Raw genomic sequence first — 20,634 nt, forward strand, 5'->3', positions numbered from 1 at the left:
GTTTATCTTTCTTTCAATAAATGAACCACGCCCGGATAGCTATTGCGATTAAGGTATTGTTACGGCATTGCTTCTTATCACCTTCTTCAAATATTATGACTCATGAAAAAAATACCCTGATTAAAAAGTTAAACCCACCCGGCATGTGGAGTCCGGGTGGGTTTAATAACCAAAAGGAATGTATAAAAATAATCGAATGAACTTGTTTTTGCTCGTTAGCAAATGTTCTTCGCTTATGCATTTGTGCTTTCACAAACTTCGTCCTGTACAATTTCTTGCATAGCCTTTTTCAGGTTTGCCTGGCTTACCTTAATTGGCGAAACATTCACAGGACCATTAATGCAGCCGTTTTCACAAGCCATTACTTCGTAAAATGAAGCTTCACCTGCTTTCTTTTTAGGTAGGGATTTTAGTAAACGAATGTTTCGCTTGTCAATACCGTCAATAAGCTCGGTTTTAATGTTGTGTTCTGTTGATAAAACGGTTTTAATGGCATTGGTAACACCTCCGGATGAAGCATAGCCACGACTTTCAGGTCTTACTATATCAGCTACTATTGATTGATCAGTGTTGGCGGCAAGGTCTATTTTTAATGCTGCAAATAAAGCCCCTAACTCTTCTGTTGTGATCACATAGTCCACGTTGGCATTCTTAAACGCTTCGGTGCGTTTGGCCAGGCAGGGTCCTATAAAAACAGCCTTATGATCCGGATAACGTGTTTTAGCCAGCTGCGCAGTATAGGCCATAGGTGACGGTGTATCACTTATAAATGGTTTTAACTCGGGTGCATGTTTCTCCGAAAACTCCATGTACGAAGGGCAACATGAGGTTGTCATAAATGCCGCGCCCCCATCCAGTCGTTCGAGTAATTCATTTGTTTCATGGTCAGTGGTCATGTTGGCCCCTTCGGCCACTTCAATTACTTCATCAAAACCAATTGCTCTGATACTACTCAATATTTGTGATGCGCTGGCTTTGAACTGACTTAATATAGCAGGAGCCACCATGGCAACTGTTTTTTCTTTCTGATGTTTAATATTGTAGAACAGGTTTAGAATCTGTGACTTCTCGGAAATTGCTCCAAAAGGACAGGCAGTCATGCATTTTCCACAATGAATGCATTTGTCGAAATCAATCTCTTCAATTCCGTTGGTGTTCTTACGTATGGCTTTTACAGGACATGATTCTTCACATGGAACAGGCAAATATGCAATTGCATGGAACGGACATGCCTTTTGACAGATTCCGCAATTGACGCACTTCTGATGATCAATATTGGCTTTGCCATTTATAACCATGATGGCATCCTTGGGGCAGTTGACCTGGCAAGGGCGGCCTTCGCACCCCTGGCAAAGGTTGCTGACAGTATAATTTACCTGTACACACGAACTACAGGCCTCATCAACGACGGTCAGGAAGTTGCCATTTTGTGTATATCCTTCCAGTGCCTGAACGGCGTACTCTTTCAATGGTGTTAACTCATCCTCTTCATCGGCAATGTTAAAGCCGAGCAAGGCCATGATCTTGTACTTAATTACAGCCCTGTCTTTGTGAACGCAACATCGAATCGGAGAATTGGTGCGAGGACGCATTTCAACCGGTATGCGATCGATCTTGTCCAACAAAGTATCATTGTCAAGTAATTGAATTAATCGTACAAGTAATTCACGTTTTGTTATAACAGCATTGTTATAATAGGTCATTATCTTCTAGTGTTAGTAGTTTCTTTATGATTTTCTGTGTTGTTGCATTGTCTAGTTCTTCATCATTGATCAGCACACAAGGATGAAGTTTTTCATTTGAATCGCATTTGCCAAAGCAGGGAATTCCTTCAATGCTCACCTTATCTTTTAATTGGATAGGCAGGCATTCATTTAGCAGGTGTAGTTCTGCACCTCCCATGATGTAACACATGGTGCCGCAGCATATCTGAACTTTATATTTAACTGATGTTTGCATGTTGTCAGGACTATAAATATTCTATTTCAATGGTTTTTAAGAATTTATCCTCCAGCAAGCTGGCTATTTTTTTAACTATATTTCGTCTGATCTCCAGCTCTACAGGCAAATTAGGATCCTGATGCGCATTATTGATCTGTGTTCCGGCTAAAATCAAAATGGAATCGCTGTTAAGCAAAAGTTTAACCATCTGCTCTGCAGGACCATCGCCTTTAATTGTATTACTGCTTAATTGTTCAAGTAAGGATGATACCTTGCCAAGAGTAAGTATGCCTTCCGTTATCAGGTCAATGCCCTCCATTTGAGCAACCGGGGGTAGTTCAGGATTGTAATTATTAAGCTCAATATGGATCTGGCGATCCAACTCCCTGGAAATTATTTTCGAGGTGGTACCTCCGCATATAATTTTCTTGCCCTTGAAATTATCAAGGCGTTCGGCCAGTATGGCATCATAGTTTTTGTAATACGGAGGCCCTGAGGCCAATACCATTTTTCGTGGTTCCCGACAATAAATAACCTGGCAGGTGGCATCGTCCCTGAACCGGTCAGCATCATTGGCTCTGGCACGTTGCATGATTTTACGGGCCAGTTGACGAGCAGAGATATGAGGGTTTTGGCTAATGTTTTCATTAACAAATGCTTTTAAACCATCAGTTCCCCAGCCAAAAGGCATCTTGCAGGTTCCCATGCCTGACTGGGTGATGCCATCAGAAACCATGATGATGCGGTCTTCTTTTTGTAGCTTTATATGAGTATAGTTGACTTCGGCAGCTATGCTGTCCGAGCGTTTTATTGATTTAACTTCTGCATGCAGATCAATAAATTGACCATTTCTGTATATTAAAACCGGCGGATTGTCAAACTCTACAATGCAGGCATCACCCTCGCAATTAATATCTAAAATACTAAAAGTCGAGTAGCTTATCTGACGCTTTGAATCGACCGGCAAAGTCTTCATAATAAAGTCAGATGTATGTTCAAGCGGATCGTTTTTAGCTGTAAACTGCAAAGCCATACTGGTAGTCATTGTAGCCAGTATATTAGCCTTAACGCCAGAGCCTAAACCATCTGATAGTACGGTGATTAAGCGATCTTCTTCCTTTAGCTTGCGCGATTCGCAAGAGTCACCACATACATTTTCCAGTGCCTTACGCTCCTGGCATAGTTCTGCTTCTATGTAAAAACGCCTGTTATGCATTCTCCTGGTTTTGAGCGTCAAGAATAGAATTCAACAATGAATCGGTGTAAGAGGCATTTTCGCCAAGTAAGAAGGCAATTTTCTGAACTGTTTCCATGTTCTTCTTGATCACCTCTCGTGTGCGTTTCTCCACAATATCCTTTCTGAATTCAGGTTGTTGTGCGCTTTGAATAATGCCGGTTACCAGCTTATGTTTCTGAATATTGAAGATGGATAGCTGCAGGCTTTGTTCATTTTCAGTAAAAGGTAGGTCGTAATACTCCTTGCCTGTTATAAGGGCGGTTTTAAATAGTTTTGCAAACGAGCCTAATTTGTCAAGTTCGGCACCTCGCATGCCCGGGTTGGCTTCAAAACACAACTCTGTTTCAGAGCCCATCAGGCGTGCAAAGCTGGCATTCATTTCAACAACCTTATAAGCGTCATCAATGATAACAACACCCGATGGTATTTTCTGTAGTAATATGGTGGCTTTGTGATGAGCAACCATTCGCATGTATGAGACACACATGGCTGTTTCAGCGTTACCGGTCAACAGTGCCTGCGCAAAATCACGACAGGTATCATAACCACATCCACTGCAGTTTAGCTCGTCGGCAACATTTGTCTTACCAATGCTATGGAGAGCTTCTTTTATATCTTCACCCTTAAAGTGCGCCGATTCAACAGTGTCTATATTAAAGAAGTCACGTTCAATGTTAAAGACTTGTTCTTCTTTTATACAACTGTCTGTAGTCTGGGTTCTGCATACATAGCTATTGCGGATGTTTAAGTGTTTTCCGGCTATATTTTCCTGGCAGCTCATTCCGGGACCATTCAGACAGCCGGTTTCACAGGCCAGCAACTCGAGAAAAAGTGGTGAGTCTTTACCGTATTCATTCAGGTTGTCCAGAACATTACGAACCATCTTTTGCCCTGTGAAACTCATGAAAGTGCTTTCTCCGCTATTATTCTCTCGCTTAATGGTTTCTACCATGCCACCATCAAGCGGATAAATAACACCTTCACGAGCCTGGTAGGGCACAAAAGCTGGTTCGCTACCTGTTTGTGTATTTTTAATGTGTATATTTTCTGTTTTGAGCCAGTCACTCAACTCCTTAAATGTTAAAGAAACATCAACCAGTTCTGAATCGTCAGCTTCAGATTTTTTGCCAATGCACGGACCGATAAATACAACGCCGATATCATCACCAAACCAATGTTTCAGCATCCGTGCATGTGTCAGCATTGGCGACATATAGGGGGTTATGGCCATGGTATGCTCTGGGTAATACTTGCGAATCAATTCAACCACCACGGGGCAGGCTGATGAGATGTAGGTGCCGTTTTGTCGGACTTTCAGGTATTGGCTGATTTGCTTGGATACCTCCTGCGCGCCAATGGCTGTTTCTGACGTTCCTTTAAAACCAAGTTGCTTTAGTGCACTTAAAAGTGGCGCTGCATCAGTTCCATATTCAGCAACGAAAGAAGGGGCTAACGAAACATAAACCTCTTTTTTATCCTTAATTAGCTGTCTGGCCCTTGAAATACCATCACGAACCTTTTTTGCTCCGGATGGACAAATGGCCACGCAGTGTCCGCAGTAAATGCAAAGCTCATCAACGACAGATGCCCGGTTGTCACTGACTTTTATCGCTTTTGTAGGGCATTCTCGAATGCACTTATAGCAATCTTTGCAATCGTTCGTTTCTGTATATATCGGCTTAAGTGGCATAGATATTAATTGAAATGATTGGTTAAAATAGAAGGAAGGTTGCTTTGTGTCACGCCCTCGTATTCTATATCATCAATTTCAATCACCGGTCCTCTTTTACACATTTCATTGCATAAATGGCCCCTGAAATCAATTTGAGAATCAATCTTTTGTTCTTTAAGAAATTCCTGAATTGCTTTCAGGTTTTCAGCATTACCCCTGGAATGACAAGAACTGCCCAGGCAGATAAGTATTTTATGATTGTTTGTTGATTTCATACTTACGCATTTTGACTGATGCATGTCAAGGGGCTTGCCAAAAATGCTTAAGTGCTGTGATTCTACTATTTAAGGATTTATTTCTTTAATGAAAAAACGGAGTGAAAATGCCGGTGTCATAAATTAGTACACTACAGTCGTTTGAGTGTCATAAAATAATACACTGTCCTATAGTAGGACGCATGACATGAGTAATGCCAATGGTCGAATACCTGATGTTTTACTTAGTTTATTACTTCAATATTGTATTTTTTGAGCTTTAAGTAAAGTGTGTTTCTGCTCAGGCCTAAAGATTGTGCAGTATGGGTCATATTGTTATTATAATGGCGAAGTGTTCTGATGATTAAATCGCGTTCCATTTCTTTAACAGAGCATAGTGTATCATTTGTACCATCAGTTACGCCGTCAATGACCTTATCGTGTTCTGTAGAAATGGTTCTGGCTTCTTTTTTTAGGCTTTCAAAAGATATTTCCCCATCCAGTATAACGTATTGTTCAATGGCATTTTCCAGTTCCCTTATATTTCCCGGCCAATCGTAATCCAGAAACTGCTGAAGAGTTGAGTAGCGGATTTGCGGTACTTCTTTTTGCAGTCGGAGTGATTTTTTATTTAAAAAGAAACGGATTAGCGATGGTAAATCTTCCATCCGCTCGCGCAAAGCCGGAATTTTCAGTGGAATAACACTTAAGCGATAATATAAGTCTAGTCTGAAACTGCCATTGTCGACTTCGGTTTTTAAGTTTTTGTTGGTCGCAGCAATAATTCTTACATCAACAGGAATGGTTTTTTCACCACCAACCCTTGTTATTGCACTTTCCTGGATGGCTCTGAGTAGTTTAACCTGTACTTCCGGTTTCATGTCACCCACTTCATCAAGGAAGAGAGTGCCACCATTCGCCAATTCAAATTTGCCGGGATGACCTCCTTTTTTTGCGCCGGTAAAAGCGCCATCATCGTACCCAAAAAGCTCACTTTCTATCAGGTTGTCACTTATGGCAGCGCAGTTAATAGCGACAAAACCCTTGTCAGATCGGCTACTGGCATTATGAATACTTTGTGCAAACACTTCTTTGCCCGTACCACTTTCAGCTTCAATTAAAATGGTAGATGGGCTGTCTGAAATGTTTTTCGCATAATCAACAAGCTTGCGCATTTGCTGACTCTTGGCTATAATATCTTTAAACGTAAAGCGAGCCTGCATACCTGTATATTTATTAACAAGGTGGTAGACATTCTCCAATTCACGAATTGCTATTACTAGTCCGATCAGTTTTACATTTTCCTGATCAAGTATAGGGGTAACGGTAACGTTAAATTTAGATTTACGGTCTGAAGTGTTAATGGCAATCTCTTCATTCAGAAATTTTTCGCCGGAGCTTACCAGTTGGTATATATTGTTCCAGTTTGGGATCAGGTTCTTGACCGGTATTTTTAAAAGCTCCCGCCTTCTAATGTTTATCCACTGGCAGGCCTGGTTATTGGCGTACTTTATTTCTCCGGCCGTGCTAACAGAAATAACCCCTACTTTCAAGGCATTCATCATGGCAAAAGTAAACTGATGCGTGTCATCCATTTGCTTTTGCATGCTTACATCCTTGATCTCGGCATTGATACTGGTATCGATAGCCGCAACTGCCATCTGTAACCAGGGATAATCAATATCAATAGAAGAAATAAGGAAGATCTGATACGCCTGTTCCTTGCTTCTGTTATGGTATTTAACAAGGTTATAAACAGAAGTACCCAAGGTAATCATACCACGCAAATTGTGTTTTTCCCACTCTATCCGTTCGGCCACAGGTTGCCAGTTCTGAGCTATTTTTAAACGAAACTTCTTCGAAAAATCCAGATTGCCATATAAATGAGTGATAAGTCCTCGTTCATCAACTACGATCAGTTTAAAGCAGGCACTATCCATGTTTTTGACAAATTGACTCAATGCATTTGTCAAAGCAAGACCATGTGCAGTATGTAGGATGTTTGTTTGCATTCTGATTGTCGTATGAATTATCCGTGTACAAAATTAATCTTTTTAAGGAGAATAGATGTAGTGAATATATTGCTGTTTTCGCCCAGTTGGGCGCGAATAAATCTGTGTTGTATGAAAGGTAAATTATGACTTGACAAGGTTTTGTCGTGGCTTAACAGGCACTGTTGTAGTTGTTTGTGAGGAAAATTAAAATGAGGAATGCAAAGATTTGGCATTCTGGTACGCTCATTGGGATTAGATGGGAAACAATTAATTCTTTAAACCTCAAAATTAAAGCCTATGGAAGTAAAGAAGAGCAAAAAAGCCGATTTGGAACGTAAGCGTGGTATGTTTTTCCAAATAGGAATGATCGTTACGCTGGGTGTTGTATTAGTTGCTTTTGAATGGACTAATAAGGAAGCTCGATACGATACTCTTGCTATGGTTGATGAGGAGGTGCTTGAAGAAGAAGCTCCACCGATCACCAGGCAGGAAGAAATTCAACCACCTCCGCCTCCGCCTCCACCCAGGGCAGCAGATATCCTGACAATTGTTGACGATGATGTGGACCTGGATGAGGAACTGGAAATAGAAGATGTCGATATGGATGTAGACATGGATATTGATTTGTCTGATTTTGAAATGCAAGAAGAAGACTCAGAAGATCAGATTTTTATGGTTGTTGAGGATATGCCTGAATTCCCAGGCGGAACTGCAGCTTTACTGAACTATATCAATAAAAATGTGAAGTATCCGGTTATCTGTCAGGAAAATGGCATTGAGGGGAGGGTAAATGTTTCGTTTGTAATTAATGAGAAAGGAGAAGTGATCAATGTAAAAGCGTACCAGGGAACTGACCCAAATCTTGAACGTGAAGCTGTTCGGGTGGTTAAAACATTACCCAAATGGAAACCAGGAAAACAAAGAGGCAGGCCTGTTAAAGTGTCCTTTGTTGTCCCTGTTAGGTTTAAGCTGCAGTAGCAGCCATGTTTAATTTAAGTATTAGCGTATGATAATAAAATAGTTTAAAAGTCCTTTAAACAGAGAAAACGTTCTCTGAATTTTTTCAGAATAAAAGCCGATGCGTCCAGCATGACCCTGCAAAACTTCGAACTAAAACAAGCAGCTGGAACATCGGCTTTGTTGTGCGTTTTTATCTGAATTACCGGCGCATTTTCGCCCAGGTGGGCTAATAATATCTGTGTCCTGACTGACTGGAAAATAGTAAAGGAAAATAATTAGTAATTATAAGGTGTAGAATATCAGATAGATGCGTGTGTTTTGGTGAATTTTTTATTACAAAATATGAATTGTGGAACGTCGCTTGGGATATACAAGGCAACTAACATTAATAACCTCATAAAATATATCGTCATGAAAGCTAAAAAATACAGACACGCCGATTTAGAACGTAAAAGAAGCATCTTTTTTCAGATAGGTTTAATAGTTGCACTGGGAGCTTCATTGGCAGCTTTTGAATGGGGATCGCCGGCCAAAGGAATGAAGCAGGTAGTTATAGATGATCAGTTTGTGGAAATAGAGGATATGATGCCGATCACCCAACCAGAAGAACCAAAGAAGGAATTGCCGAAACCAATCGCAATTGAACAGATAGAGGTTGTTGATAATACCGAAGACACGCCAGTCGATCTTGATAATTTCAGCAGCGATATTGAAGATCACGTCTATGAGATACCTGATATGCCAGTGGAAGAAGATGAAGCTCCGGTAACGTTTATACACGTTGAGCATATGCCTGAATTTCCCGGCGGACAAGCTGCCTTATTGAAGTATATCGCCGGTAATGTAAAGTATCCGGTTATTTGCGCAGAATCAGGCATTACAGGAAGGGTATATATATCATTTGTAATTAATGAACAAGGTGATGTAGTGGAAGCCAAAGTGGTTAGAAGCCCCGATAAAAAATTATCGGCCGAAGCTTTAAGGGTAGTCAATAATATGCCTAAATGGACACCCGGTTTTCAAAGAGACAAAGCGGTAAGGGTAGCTTATACAATACCAGTCAACTTTGTGTTGCAGTAACTCTTCAAACCAATCTATATATAGAATCGACATCGGATGTGCTCGTAATGTATTGTTTCATCCGTGCCTAAAGATCAAGCGATTATAAGAGCTACATCCGGTGTCGTTTTACCTGTTGATTTTTAAGGCTCAATAATGTTCTCATAAAAAAAAAGAGCAAGAGCTTCTTAGACCGTTGAACCAAAATAGCGAACACAATAGCTATTGTACCCATTGAATACCTTCAAAACTTAAACTTTAAAGAGATGAAAAATTATATAAATACCATTAGCAACCGAATGTGGTTATTAGCCATTGCAGTAGTTTTAATAGTCATAGCCCTGGCGGCATGTGCTGATAAACCTACCAACTTTAAACCCCGTGCCATTGGCTCTCCGGGGGAATTGCTGGTAGTAATTGAAGACCAGTATTGGAATGCGGCCACCGGTAAAGTGCTTAAAGTTCTGTTGGATGATGAATTTCCTTCTTTGCCACAAGCGGAAACATTGTTTAAGAAAACAAGAATTGCTTACGAGCAGTTTGAACGCCACTTCAGAACCTATCGCAATGTTTTAATGATCTCTATTAGGGAAAATGAGAGTTCAAACAGGGTTGAATACCGTAAGCAGGAGTGGGCACGGGATCAGTATGTCGCGAAGGTGATAGCCCGCTCTCCCGATGAATTAAATGGCTTGCTCGAACAAAAATGGTCGACCATTAAAGGTTTTTTTCATAATGGCGACATTAATGCCATGGCTGAGTCTTATCATGTTGTATATGAGCCTGAGGCTGTCAGGCATGTTGAAGCTAACTATCCATTTAAAATGTATTTTCCTAAAGGATACCATTTGAAGAAATTCAAAGGGCAGTTCTCATGGTTGGATTTTCAGCGCTCAGGTAGTCAGTTGGGAATATTTGTTTATCAATGTCCGCTTGATTCACTGGGAGATATCAATACACAAACCTTGATGATGTTTCGAAATAATTTGCTTCGTCAGCAAGTGCCCGGAGAAGCTAAGGGATCGTTTATGGCAACAGAAGAGCAGTTTCCTGTTTCTGTTAGAAAAGCAAAATTTGCCAACAGGCAATGGACCGAATTACGTGGCCTTTGGAAAGTACAAGGTGACTTTATGGGAGGACCTTTTGTTGATTACTTTTATCAGGATAAGGAGAATAATCGTTTACTGATGGTCAGTGGCTATGTATACGCTCCTGCTAAACCTAATAAGGCTATCTATATGCGCGAGGTAGAGGCTGTGCTGAAAACCCTGGAACTAAATTAGTGAACATGCAGATATGAAACATGTACTTCTTTGTATTTCTTATTTGTTATTCTGTGTTAATATTGTTTCTCAAAGTGTAATCAATAAAATACAGGGCTTGGAATTGATTAAAAATGCGCTTGAAGAAGTGTCAACGGCTGAATACAGCTATTCTGATTATTTTCTTTTTCCCGGGCAATTGACACCTGATGATGGTGACGTCAACCGAATTTTTATCAGGGAGCAAATTAATGTTACGGATACAATTATTGGAGCCCGGTTCTTTCATTTCAATATAAAAAGAAAGGATGAATTGCTTTTTGCTTATGATGGCGATATGAAGGTGAAGCTCAATTGGGATCGGCAGATTTATAATATGTTTGACTATAGAGGAGAACCCTGGAATAAACGAGCACTAATGGCTCCATTCTTTACCCGGTCTCTGGCAATCGTTAATTATGCTTTGCATCCTGATAATGAAGTGGTACTTGAAATAAGCACCGAAGGAAGTGCCTTGAAGTATTTGATTACTATTTTAAACAAAGAGATTGAGTTTGTTGGTAAAATAAGTGATGACATTAGCAAAGAGTCTTCTGATAATAGTTCAGTTTATGAGTTATGGGTTGATTCGAATACATTTTTACCTTTTAAGATCAGTCGAACACTCAGCTCTAATACTATTGTTGAAGAAATAGCTGAAGTTAGAATCAATCAGCAAAAGCAAGATCAGTTTATAATAGTAAATTACTTGCCGAATGATTTTTCGTTACAGATAAAACACAGTAACAGCTCTGTCAATTTGCTCCAGTCTAAAGCTGCCAATATAGAGTTTTTTAAAGGAGAAAATAGTTATAGCGATTTATATCAGTTCGGTGGTGAAGTGATCGTTTTACAATTTACAAGTCATTTTTGTGGCCCCTGTATAAACTCCAGGGCAACTTTAGATACATTGCAAAAAAAATATCTGAATAGAAATGTGAAGTTTATAGCCATATATAACTGTAAAGAAGATAAATGCTTGGAGAATAAAAGTTATACTAATGTTTATGATTTTCAAACTGTCACTGTAAAACCAGATGCTTTCAGGGCGTTTAACATACAACTGCTTCCAACGTTTATTATCCTAAATAAGTACAAAATGATAAGCAATATCATTCCAGGTTACACGTTAATAGAAACAGAAAATATTATTGATAAGGCGGTTCAACAATTGTTGAAAGAAAGTGAATCGAAAGTTGTTTCCCGATGATTTATCGAGTTCATAGTGTTAATAACCGTTAAACCTTAGCCGCTTATTGAAAATGTTTGACGGATAAATAATAAAAGTCTATCATTACAGCATGAGATATTTAGCAGTGTTGTTAATGGTGGGCTTTTTTAGTATTAAGGCCCAGGAAAGAACAGAAGTTGAGAAGTTAATTAAACAAGGGCAAACCTTGTATAGTCATGACTTGTACAAAGATGCGATTAGTAAATTCAAGCAAGCTATCGCGTTTGATAAGAAATGTATGGAAGCGCATTATGAATTGGCTTATACCTACCTGGCCATTAAAGATTATGATGAAGCATTGCATTACAGTCGAAATGTTCTTGCTGAAGAAAATGATTTTTGGCTGGATGCATTACTGATCTATGGCGCAGTATTAAATGAAAAAGGGAATACGAAACAGGCTATTCGCGAATATAAAAAGGCTTTAAAGAAATATCCGGATGAGTACTTGTTGTACTATAACCTGGCTGAAAGCTATTTGCTTATAAAGGAGAACGAACTGGCTGAAGACGCATTGGTGAAGTGTCTTCGTATGAACAGAAACCATATTCCAAGTCACCTGATGTTGTCATCCATTAAAAAGAAGCAGGATGAGGTGCTTAAAAGTATGTTACCCCTGTATTATTGTCTGTTAATCGAACCGGATGAATTGAAAAAAGAAGAGTTACTGGAAGATTTGCAGGTAAGATGGCATGTTGCACTTGTTCAGAAAGCCAAGCAACCAAAACCTGTTAGTAAGCATTCTATCGTATCGGGACTACAGGTGGCAGAGTCTAAGTTAAATGCCATTGCACGTGAAGCTTCAGTCAATAACCCTGAGGAACCAAACAGGCTGGTCAATCAAACCCTGGCATTGTTTGCCATGTTAAGCGAAGAACAAACCGGTGAAATGGATTTCTTTGATATCAACTATGTGGATTTTTTCACACAACTCAACCAGGCTGGTCATACCGAAGCATTTGCCTATTACATATGCAGTGCAAAATACAGTCCTGATGTATTGTTGTGGGTAGGGGATCATCAGGGTAGATTTAATGCTTTTATAAACTGGATGGAGATACAGCAGTAAGTATTTTGGCCTTTCGTCAAAAAATGGAAATGTTTTTGTATCTTAAATAGCACTATGACGTAGGAGAAGGAAATTGATGTAGAATTTAAAACTAGGTGTTATGAGTAAAATTTTAACAAAGCATTTTCAATATACAGGGACTGATGATTTTGACCAGTCGTTAGATGATCAGATAAACCAATTCATTGATAAGGAAGGCATCACTTCTGAGAATTTAATCGATGTCAAATTCAGTGGTCATTCAGATCAGGGAGTGGCAACATATTCAGCCCTTCTGCTGTATAAAAACTAAATAGAATAAATCTAGAGATAGCGGCCTCCATTAATTAGTGGAGGCCGTTTTGCTTAAAAAGCTCTGAAACCATTTGCCAGAGTATTTAATGGTGCGTTGTTGGGTTTCAAAGTCAACATGCACTAATCCAAAGCGAGGTTCGAATCCTTCTTTCCACTCAAAATTGTCAACAAGTGTCCAAACAAAATAGCCGCCTGCATTAATGCCTTTTTGTTGGGCTTTACGAATGTATTTAAGCATTTTTTGATGGTACTTCATGCGTCGAACATCGTAAACATGATCTTTGACAAGAAAATCGGGATAGCACACCCCACTCTCAGTAACAATAAGCTCTTTTATTTGAGGATAAGAACTGTAAAACTTCAGTAACTTATAAATGCCTTTAGGGTAAACATCCAGATTCATGGTGTTCAGATTGGCTTTTCGGGCCCTGGGTGGTATTTCGTCAGCGAAAAGAACGGGAGGCGTATAGCTGTGCCTGGCAACTACCCTGAAATAATACTGGATGCCAATGAAATCAAAATCAAATACCATTCGCTCTTCATCTCCTTTTCTAAAGAAGGTCTTAATGATCTTTAGTGCAGGCATGACATCGGTGGGGTAACCTAAACCAAGCAGAGGTTCAAGGTAAAAACGATTAAGCATGGCTTGCATTCTTTTGGCTGCCCGACGGTGTTTGGGCAATTGATTCACAGGTTTAATATAGGAGCACGATAATGCTACGCCAATGTTTGCATGCGGTTGCAACTCCCTTATTTTAGCACCACCTTGTGCCATACATAAAACGGTATGATGGGCTGCCTTTAAAAAATGATTGATCCCTTTGCGTGAAGGAGCATGATAGCCCATAAAGTAGCCGAGTCCGGTAAAACTCATGGGCTCGTTCATTACTACCCAGTTGCTTACTTTATCACCAAAGGCTTTTACACAAATTTCAAGGTACGCGATAAACCAGTCAACTATTTCCCGATTGGTCCAGCCGCCTTTATCATCAAGGGCCTGCGGTAGATCCCAATGATAGATTGTGACATAGGGAGTTAAGTCATTACTTATGCAGCAGTCAATAACCCGTTTGTAGAAATCGATACCTGCCTGGTTCACTTTCCCTCTGCCATAAGGCAGTATGCGTGCCCAGCTTATTGAAAACCGAAAAACGTCCAGGCCCAGAGTTCTGACCAGGGCTATGTCCTCTTCATACCTGTTGTAAAAATCACAGGCATCACCAATGGCATCACCATTATTGATATTATTGGTGTTTGCGGTAAAAGTATCCCAAATTGAAGGGCCTTTACCATCTGATTTGGGGGCGCCTTCATTCTGAAAAGCACTTATCGTTACACCCCATTTGAAATTATCGCCAAATTGCTCACGTTTAAACATGAGACAAATGTAGATGCCCTATGCAAAGTTAGTGTTAAGCCCTGATTAATAAACCATGCCCCAGGCTGCAAATCGTGTGTCATTTTCAAATGGTGTTAAAGGGAAAAAACCTTTGGCAATGTGTCCGTTCTCAATGATTATTGGGTGCATTTTAATGTTTTCCTGATAAAACAAGGGGGCTTCTCCTTTATTGAACTGGCTGATCTGCCAAGTGCCGGAGGCATCAGATAAGATTCTTTTTTTGAGATGTAAATTAATTAAGCCCATATTACATCGTAAGTTGGCTTCAACCAGGGGGTAGAATTTAATATCTCCATGCTCATCTGCTATAAACATGGCATCAATACCGATTGGGCCATAATACTTTTCATGAAGCTTTAAGGATTTCATGCTTTCTGTTATAACATCGGCAGTATGTTTGACCCAGGCTTTATCTGAAGGTATCCTGGTGATTAAATTCTCGGGAGTATGAAAATACTCTTTGTTGAAATGTCCCTGATCATCTGCATCAAAATAATTAAGGCCTAAAAATTCATAATCACCAGAGGGTGTTACCATAAATTGTAAAGAGGCATCCTGGAGTTTGTTGTAAATGGGTTCAGCGATCAAAGAACCATGTTTTTTTATTTGGGCATTGATCCAGTTGCCGGCATTCTGAAGTTGCTTAATGTTTCTGATAAACTGCAATCCTCGCCCTGAAGAGCTCCAGAGGGTTTTTAATAAGACACCATTGGTATATTTATCAAGTAATAATGAAATATCTGAAATATCGCAAACATTCACGGGTAAAGCGGGTATTGCAGCAAATGGGTGTAGACTTCGTTTTTTTAATTCATGACAAAGATGAAGACTTGTTTCACGACTAAAGAAACGTCGATAATCACCCTTGGACGAAAAAATGGGAGGTTGATGACCGGTATCAGCATATTTAGCATTAATAATCTGGCTCCATCCCCATGGTATGACATTATCCACTGTAAGATTTTTTAGTTGACTTCCCTTAATAAAGGCGGGAAGAGTTGTTCCTGCTTTATGCCAGAATGAATGAAAGCTTTCAGAAATGGGCTTTTCATAAAGAATATAATCAGATGCGTTACCAAGAAATGCCATGAGTGGACTGATGTCATTCTCAAATGTGGATAATAGTTTGGATGGCATAAAGCTATTGGTGCCATTTTCTACTGCCATATCGCATGTGGGATTATATATGAACAAATTTGCCATGAGCGCAAATGTAACTGGAATTAATGAATGTTTTTAGCCCACTTGACTATTATGCGATTCTTAAATATATTCCATCAAAACAAGTTAAGTTATGAAGGTAATAATGTTTGGAGTTGTACTTATAAACATAGCTGTGTTATTAAGTGCTTGCACTAGCGATAATAAGGAAGAAACCGAAAGTCAGCAAAAGGAAGAATCTGCAGCTAAGGTTTTCTCTATTGGTGAACTTAGCGGAGATCAGTTTATTGCTGATTATACCGTAGCAAAAGAAGGCGTCCTTCGTTCTATTCCTAAAAAGTATATTGATCTGGCACGTCAGAATCTTCATGTAGCCTATCAGCATACCTCACACGGAACGCATGTTAGTCGGGGCTTGTATGGCTTGCAGGATTACAAAGAGGGCGACGATGTTTTATTCGGCATAACTAACCATAACCCGCAGGAAGGGAAATTGGATTTTAGAGATTATGCATTGCAGGAGTATGCTGAACCAGGAAGAAATGGGGTTGATTTGAGTAGAGATGAAACAGCTTTTATACAAGCAACGCGCAATTATCTCGATGACGAAGACAATGCTGATATTAACGTTGTGATGTGGTCATGGTGCAACATAGCGGGGCATGATGTTAGCGGTAATTATCTGCCGGGAATGAAAATATTAATTGATGAATATGGAGTTGGTGGTTCTAAGCTTGGCAATGAAAAAGGGCAGCGTAAAAATGCTGTGGCATTTATTTTTATGACGGGTCATGCTAACAGAAGTACCAATACAGGTGTGGGTAATCCAAAAGAACAAGCTCGTCTTATCAATGATTATTGTAATGCCAACGGCTTGTTGTGTCTCGATTATTATAGCATCGACACCCATTGCATGAACGATAATTATTGGGAGGATGCAGGAGATAATGGTGATTCGGGCAATTATGGGGGGAATTTCTATGAAGATTGGCAAAGTGAAAATGAATTGGGTATAGCCTACTTTGAAAGTAAAAACAAGCCGGGTGGTGAGGTTAAATTAGGATCACATACAACTCAATATATCACTTCTAATCGAAAAGCCTATGCTATGTGGTGGATCTTAGCCCGGTTAAGTGGCTGGGATGGAGAATATACCGAATAAGGAGTGATGTAAATCAGTTGTTAAAATTTTGCCAGGTTGCAAGAGATTTATTTCTTTTGCAAGTGATGAAGTCTTTTAAGTTGAAATATAGAGCAATAAGCTTTGCGCTGATAATGGCAGTTTTGCCATCCATTCTTGGTGTACATATATTTCAACATCATTGCTATGGTTGTGATGAGGATGAAACAATCACCAGGATTATAACAACCTCGCACGATCATCATCACGCCTGCGCTGACTGTTCATGCGAGAAAGCTTGCCATTCGTGCAGTGAGGCTAACGATAATCATAGTCATCATCAAGAAACTGATGGGGCCTGTAAGCATGAGTTCAAAAAGGCTTCCCTTGAAGCGAAGATTACTTCCGGTAAATTCAAGATAAAGGCTGCTTCTATCGATTTGTTTCTTCAATCAACAATCGTTGCAGAGCTTGTTTCTGATATTAAAACACCAAAACAACTTCAATTTGACGTGATTCAAAATATACCTGACGAGCCTTCGCCAGAAATGAATTGCGTATTTCTTTTATGATTCTTTCTTGTTGCAATTGCTTATTCAAAAGGTGATTGTAAGATAATTAACCAAAGAACCTGACTTCAATAATAACCTAAAGTTGATATTGGAGCATTACTTAATGCTTCTAATGTCGCTAATCTCACAAGAATGAATCGATTTATTATAGTTACAATACTAGTGTTTTGTGCTGGTATTTCATTATTTGCACAGGCAAACAAGGAAATAACCGGAGTTGTTAAAGCCAACGATAAAAACAAGGTTACAGAGTTAGTTGGGGCTAACGTATATTGGGCCAATACTCAAGCGGGAACAGTTACTGATTACAACGGACAGTTTGCAATTGACCAACCCAAAGGGAGTGTGTTACTCGTTGTAAGTTACATTGGTTATAAACCAGACACTATAAAAGTAAGGAATCAACAACATTTTGAAGTGATTCTGCAGAGTGATCAGTTGGATGAAGTGCTGGTGGCCGGTAAAAAAGCAGGATCACATATGTCGCGCCTCGATCCGATGACAAAAGTTAATATTACGGGGGCTGAGCTTTGTAAAGCCGCTTGCTGTAACCTGAGTGAAAGTTTTGAAACCAATGCCTCTGTTGATGTGTCTTATTCAGATGCGGCAACAGGCGCCAAACAAATTCAGTTGTTAGGATTGTCGGGCAATTATGTGCAAATGATGACTGAGAATATTCCCAACTTCAGAGGTTTAGCTACTTTGTACGGTTTAAACTATATACCCGGAGCATGGATGGAGTCTATTCAGATATCCAAAGGAACAGCAACCGTTATTAACGGATACGAAGCATTGACCGGGCAAATAAATGTGGAGTACAAAAAGCCGGTTAACTCGGAGAAGTTCTTCTTGAACATGTATGCTAATAATACAGGGCGCTGGGAAAGTAATGTCAATGGTTCTATTCATTTAAATGATAAATGGACGACTGCTATCCTGGCTCATTATTCAGAGGACCAGAAGTCGACTGATGATAATGATGACGGTTTCAGGGACGAGCCATTGTTGAAGCAATTAAACTTTATGAACCGTTGGGACTTCAATAATAAAAATGGTTTTACATCTCAGATAGGCATTAAGGTTTTGGATGAGAACCGACTGGGTGGACAAATGGGTTTTAACGGAAGTAAGCCTTCTGATCAGCTCCATGGTAACAGTAATGATACGCTATATGGTATCAACATTGATACGAGACGCTATGAAGGATTTTATAAAGCCGGATATCTTTTTGATGATGAGTACACCAGTGTTGCGCTTGTAGCCAACTATTCTTTTCATGAGCAAAATTCTTTCTATGGGCGAAAGCAATACGATGCAGAACAGCGTTCGTTCTACGCAAACCTTATTTTTCAATCAATTATAGGAGATGAGAATAGTAAGTATAGTACAGGTTTAAGTTTTCAGTCCGATGAATTTGATGAGGTGTTGCTGATGGATTTTCAATCACCCGATGAGGTACAAATCTTAAAAAGAGAGGAAATTGTTCCTGGTGCTTTCTTCCAATATACATACAATATACCAGATCGATTAACCATAATAGCAGGAGGACGCGTTGACTTCCATAATGATTTTGGAACCCTGTTCACGCCTCGCCTCCATGCAAAGTACAATATTACTCCCAATACCATTCTGCGTGCTTCTGCCGGTAAAGGATATAGAACGCCGAATGTGTTGGCTGAAAATAGCTACTTATTGGCAAGCTCAAGGCAAATTATTATTGCAGATAATTTAGATCAGGAAGAAGCATGGAATTATGGAGCTAACATCACACAGTATATAAATATCGCAGGAAGGGAGTTGACTTTAAATGCAGAATATTATCGGACAGATTTCAAAAATCAGTTGATCGTTGATGCTGATCAGAGCACAGATGCCGTATATTTTTATAATTTAAATGGCGATTCATATGCCAATAACTTCCAGATTGAAGGAAAATACGAATTGTTTCGTGGTCTTGATGTCGTCGCAGCATGGCGTTTGAATGATGTTAAAGCAACTTACAACGGCGATTTAATGACGCGACCTTTAATAAGTCGCACTAAAGGTCTGTTTAACTTGTCATATTCAACACCACTTAAAAAATGGCAGTTTGATTTTACAACACAGTTTAACGGAGAAGGGCGTGTTCCATCAACAGCGTCAAACCCTCCAGAATATCAGCGACCAGATTCTTTTGATGCTTATCAGATAGTTAATTCTCAAATTACTAAATATTTCAGAAAGTGGAATGTTTATGTGGGCGTTGAGAATTTAGGAGACTTTAAACAAAATGATCCGATAATAGCCGGAGATGATCCTTTCGGCGATAACTTCGATAGCTCATTAATATGGGGACCAGTAATGGGGCGTCGAATTTATATGGGAATACGTTTTTCAATTGACAGAGAGTAATAATCAGTAATTAAATATTTAAATCATGAAGAAGCTAATAGTATTAATGGTAATGGCATTGTTTGTTGGTAACACTTATGCTGAAAAAAAGAAGAAAGTAAGCGAAGTAACATACAAGGTTGAAATGGATTGCCAAAGCTGTGTAAATAAAATTACCAAGAATATTCCTTTCGAAAAAGGAGTAAAAGATTTAAACGTAGATTTCGAAGGGCAAACAGTGACAGTAAAATATCGCGAGGATAAAACAAATAAAGAAAACCTGGTTAAAGCTTTCCAAAAGTTAGATTTTGAAGTGGAGGAACAAAAGGAAGGGGAGTGCGCAAGCGCAAAGAAGAAATGCTGTAGTGGATGCAGTAAATAGTATCAACACTACTTAATAATATATGTATCACAAGGGCTCCGCAAGGCGCCCTTTTTTTATACCCACTATTTATCACTTCCAATACACTTTGATACTAAACCCAGTTTAAACACACAATAAACACATACCAAATACAGATTAAATTCAGCCTGAGTCGAATTTAGTCTGAGTTTAGTCTGAGTTTGGTCTGAGTTTAATTTGAGTTTAATTGGAAAGAACTAACAGGCGACTAGCTCTTAAAAACAGCATTGATAAGCTGACTGAAGAAGGCTCCATCAAGCACCCTCAAATTTCTTAAAAAAATATTCCCCCGATAATCACCATCAAATCAACTCTTAAGCGCCGACCGGGAAAGATTCTTTTGAAAAAATGTGATTTTACATTTGGAGATGCGGAAAAAACTCCCTTATTTTGCACCCGCTTTTGAGAACAACGGTTCATCTGAAAGGCACGGTTGATAAGGGATTTAGCTCGTTTATCGACACATAATAACAGGCAAAGTGAAAGGGAGTATTGACAACAAAAGCCGGGTATGTTATCTTGCAAGTTCGCGTCAAAAAATAAGTCAAAAAATTTTCAAAAATAATTTTGGAAAATAGAATAAAAACTTCTTACCTT

18 protein-coding genes are annotated in these 20,634 nt (G+C 39.3%); 10 read left to right on the forward strand and 8 right to left on the reverse strand.

The features are described from left to right. Nucleotides 1-233: 233 nt before the first annotated feature. From ACRD69_RS13895 to ACRD69_RS13920, 6 genes are all read right to left on the reverse strand, one after another. Nucleotides 234-1,703: a monomeric [FeFe] hydrogenase gene (locus ACRD69_RS13895; protein ID WP_430815702.1), complete on the reverse strand. Its 1,470-nt coding sequence runs from the start codon at nucleotides 1,701-1,703 to the stop codon at nucleotides 234-236. Then, complete coding sequence (locus ACRD69_RS13900; protein WP_430815703.1) at nucleotides 1,690-1,959, reverse strand: NAD(P)H-dependent oxidoreductase subunit E; 270 nt, start codon at nucleotides 1,957-1,959, stop codon at nucleotides 1,690-1,692. Before ACRD69_RS13900 ends, ACRD69_RS13895 begins: the two co-directional genes overlap by 14 nt. A gap of 10 nt (nucleotides 1,960-1,969) precedes the next feature. Next, on the reverse strand, nucleotides 1,970-3,157 hold the full coding sequence (locus tag ACRD69_RS13905; RefSeq protein ID WP_430815704.1) for a SpoIIE family protein phosphatase: 1,188 nt from the start codon (nucleotides 3,155-3,157) through the stop codon (nucleotides 1,970-1,972). After that, the gene (locus tag ACRD69_RS13910) at nucleotides 3,150-4,868 is read right to left on the reverse strand and encodes a [Fe-Fe] hydrogenase large subunit C-terminal domain-containing protein (protein WP_430815705.1); all 1,719 of its coding nucleotides are present in this window, start codon (nucleotides 4,866-4,868) and stop codon (nucleotides 3,150-3,152) included. Before ACRD69_RS13910 ends, ACRD69_RS13905 begins: the two co-directional genes overlap by 8 nt. A 5-nt stretch (nucleotides 4,869-4,873) precedes the next feature. Beyond that, nucleotides 4,874-5,125 (reverse strand): (2Fe-2S) ferredoxin domain-containing protein, encoded by a 252-nt coding sequence (locus tag ACRD69_RS13915; protein WP_430815706.1) that lies wholly within the window; start codon nucleotides 5,123-5,125, stop codon nucleotides 4,874-4,876. Between the two features lie 224 nt (nucleotides 5,126-5,349). After that, a complete protein-coding gene (locus ACRD69_RS13920; RefSeq protein WP_430815707.1) occupies nucleotides 5,350-7,116 on the reverse strand; it encodes a sigma-54 interaction domain-containing protein in 1,767 nt (588 codons plus the stop codon). 279 nt (nucleotides 7,117-7,395) lie between these two features. On the opposite strand from ACRD69_RS13920, the gene ACRD69_RS13925 reads away from it, so the two are divergent. The 6 genes from ACRD69_RS13925 (at nucleotide 7,396) to ACRD69_RS13950 (ending at nucleotide 13,010) form a co-directional block, all read left to right on the forward strand. Next, nucleotides 7,396-8,076 (forward strand): energy transducer TonB, encoded by a 681-nt coding sequence (locus ACRD69_RS13925; RefSeq protein ID WP_430815708.1) that lies wholly within the window; start codon nucleotides 7,396-7,398, stop codon nucleotides 8,074-8,076. 393 nt (nucleotides 8,077-8,469) lie between these two features. Next, nucleotides 8,470-9,138, forward strand: coding sequence for an energy transducer TonB (locus tag ACRD69_RS13930; protein ID WP_430815709.1), 669 nt, complete (start codon nucleotides 8,470-8,472; stop codon nucleotides 9,136-9,138). Between the two features lie 245 nt (nucleotides 9,139-9,383). After that, on the forward strand, nucleotides 9,384-10,400 hold the full coding sequence (locus ACRD69_RS13935; protein ID WP_430815710.1) for a DUF4837 family protein: 1,017 nt from the start codon (nucleotides 9,384-9,386) through the stop codon (nucleotides 10,398-10,400). Between the two features lie 13 nt (nucleotides 10,401-10,413). After that, entirely contained in the window at nucleotides 10,414-11,628 is a 1,215-nt protein-coding gene (locus tag ACRD69_RS13940) for a TlpA family protein disulfide reductase (RefSeq protein WP_430815711.1), read from the forward strand. 91 nt (nucleotides 11,629-11,719) lie between these two features. After that, nucleotides 11,720-12,718 carry a tetratricopeptide repeat protein gene (locus tag ACRD69_RS13945; RefSeq protein ID WP_430815712.1) on the forward strand — a complete coding sequence of 333 codons (999 nt, stop codon included), beginning with the start codon at nucleotides 11,720-11,722 and terminating at the stop codon, nucleotides 12,716-12,718. A gap of 100 nt (nucleotides 12,719-12,818) precedes the next feature. Beyond that, nucleotides 12,819-13,010, forward strand: a complete 192-nt coding sequence (locus ACRD69_RS13950; RefSeq protein WP_430815713.1) for a hypothetical protein — start codon at nucleotides 12,819-12,821, stop codon at nucleotides 13,008-13,010. A gap of 30 nt (nucleotides 13,011-13,040) precedes the next feature. Here ACRD69_RS13950 and ACRD69_RS13955 read toward each other — a convergent pair whose 3' ends face one another. Together ACRD69_RS13955 and ACRD69_RS13960 are read right to left on the reverse strand one after the other, a co-directional pair. After that, nucleotides 13,041-14,390, reverse strand: a complete 1,350-nt coding sequence (locus tag ACRD69_RS13955) for a GH1 family beta-glucosidase (RefSeq protein WP_430815714.1) — start codon at nucleotides 14,388-14,390, stop codon at nucleotides 13,041-13,043. A 45-nt stretch (nucleotides 14,391-14,435) separates the two neighbouring features. Next, entirely contained in the window at nucleotides 14,436-15,578 is a 1,143-nt protein-coding gene (locus ACRD69_RS13960) for a hypothetical protein (protein WP_430815715.1), read from the reverse strand. Between the two features lie 127 nt (nucleotides 15,579-15,705). On the opposite strand from ACRD69_RS13960, the gene ACRD69_RS13965 reads away from it, so the two are divergent. The 4 genes from ACRD69_RS13965 to ACRD69_RS13980 all read left to right on the forward strand — a co-directional run bounded on the left by ACRD69_RS13965 (nucleotide 15,706) and on the right by ACRD69_RS13980 (nucleotide 20,016). Next, nucleotides 15,706-16,734: a hypothetical protein gene (locus tag ACRD69_RS13965; RefSeq protein WP_430815716.1), complete on the forward strand. Its 1,029-nt coding sequence runs from the start codon at nucleotides 15,706-15,708 to the stop codon at nucleotides 16,732-16,734. An 80-nt stretch (nucleotides 16,735-16,814) separates the two neighbouring features. Next, nucleotides 16,815-17,264, forward strand: coding sequence for a hypothetical protein (locus tag ACRD69_RS13970; RefSeq protein ID WP_430815717.1), 450 nt, complete (start codon nucleotides 16,815-16,817; stop codon nucleotides 17,262-17,264). Nucleotides 17,265-17,396: 132 nt separating this feature from the next. Further along, nucleotides 17,397-19,655, forward strand: a complete 2,259-nt coding sequence (locus ACRD69_RS13975) for a TonB-dependent receptor (protein WP_430815718.1) — start codon at nucleotides 17,397-17,399, stop codon at nucleotides 19,653-19,655. 25 nt (nucleotides 19,656-19,680) lie between these two features. Beyond that, nucleotides 19,681-20,016 (forward strand): heavy-metal-associated domain-containing protein, encoded by a 336-nt coding sequence (locus tag ACRD69_RS13980; RefSeq protein ID WP_430815719.1) that lies wholly within the window; start codon nucleotides 19,681-19,683, stop codon nucleotides 20,014-20,016. Nucleotides 20,017-20,634: the final 618 nt, after the last annotated feature.

Origin of the sequence: Carboxylicivirga agarovorans, from assembly GCF_050589845.1 — a bacterium.
Taxonomy (GTDB): domain Bacteria; phylum Bacteroidota; class Bacteroidia; order Bacteroidales; family Marinilabiliaceae; genus Carboxylicivirga; species Carboxylicivirga agarovorans.

Coding starts and splice junctions, on each gene's coding strand:
- ACRD69_RS13905 (WP_430815704.1), bottom strand. CDS start 3,157: ATGCATAACAGGCGTTTTTACATAGAAGCAGAACTATGCCAGGAGCGT.
- ACRD69_RS13960 (WP_430815715.1), bottom strand. CDS start 15,578: ATGGCAGTAGAAAATGGCACCAATAGCTTTATGCCATCCAAACTATTA.
- ACRD69_RS13980 (WP_430815719.1), top strand. CDS start 19,681: ATGAAGAAGCTAATAGTATTAATGGTAATGGCATTGTTTGTTGGTAAC.
- ACRD69_RS13950 (WP_430815713.1), top strand. CDS start 12,819: ATGAGTAAAATTTTAACAAAGCATTTTCAATATACAGGGACTGATGAT.
- ACRD69_RS13895 (WP_430815702.1), bottom strand. CDS start 1,703: ATGACCTATTATAACAATGCTGTTATAACAAAACGTGAATTACTTGTA.
- ACRD69_RS13955 (WP_430815714.1), bottom strand. CDS start 14,390: ATGTTTAAACGTGAGCAATTTGGCGATAATTTCAAATGGGGTGTAACG.
- ACRD69_RS13935 (WP_430815710.1), top strand. CDS start 9,384: ATGAAAAATTATATAAATACCATTAGCAACCGAATGTGGTTATTAGCC.
- ACRD69_RS13925 (WP_430815708.1), top strand. CDS start 7,396: ATGGAAGTAAAGAAGAGCAAAAAAGCCGATTTGGAACGTAAGCGTGGT.
- ACRD69_RS13900 (WP_430815703.1), bottom strand. CDS start 1,959: ATGCAAACATCAGTTAAATATAAAGTTCAGATATGCTGCGGCACCATG.
- ACRD69_RS13965 (WP_430815716.1), top strand. CDS start 15,706: ATGAAGGTAATAATGTTTGGAGTTGTACTTATAAACATAGCTGTGTTA.
- ACRD69_RS13910 (WP_430815705.1), bottom strand. CDS start 4,868: ATGCCACTTAAGCCGATATATACAGAAACGAACGATTGCAAAGATTGC.
- ACRD69_RS13945 (WP_430815712.1), top strand. CDS start 11,720: ATGAGATATTTAGCAGTGTTGTTAATGGTGGGCTTTTTTAGTATTAAG.
- ACRD69_RS13940 (WP_430815711.1), top strand. CDS start 10,414: ATGAAACATGTACTTCTTTGTATTTCTTATTTGTTATTCTGTGTTAAT.
- ACRD69_RS13930 (WP_430815709.1), top strand. CDS start 8,470: ATGAAAGCTAAAAAATACAGACACGCCGATTTAGAACGTAAAAGAAGC.
- ACRD69_RS13915 (WP_430815706.1), bottom strand. CDS start 5,125: ATGAAATCAACAAACAATCATAAAATACTTATCTGCCTGGGCAGTTCT.
- ACRD69_RS13920 (WP_430815707.1), bottom strand. CDS start 7,116: ATGCAAACAAACATCCTACATACTGCACATGGTCTTGCTTTGACAAAT.
- ACRD69_RS13975 (WP_430815718.1), top strand. CDS start 17,397: ATGAATCGATTTATTATAGTTACAATACTAGTGTTTTGTGCTGGTATT.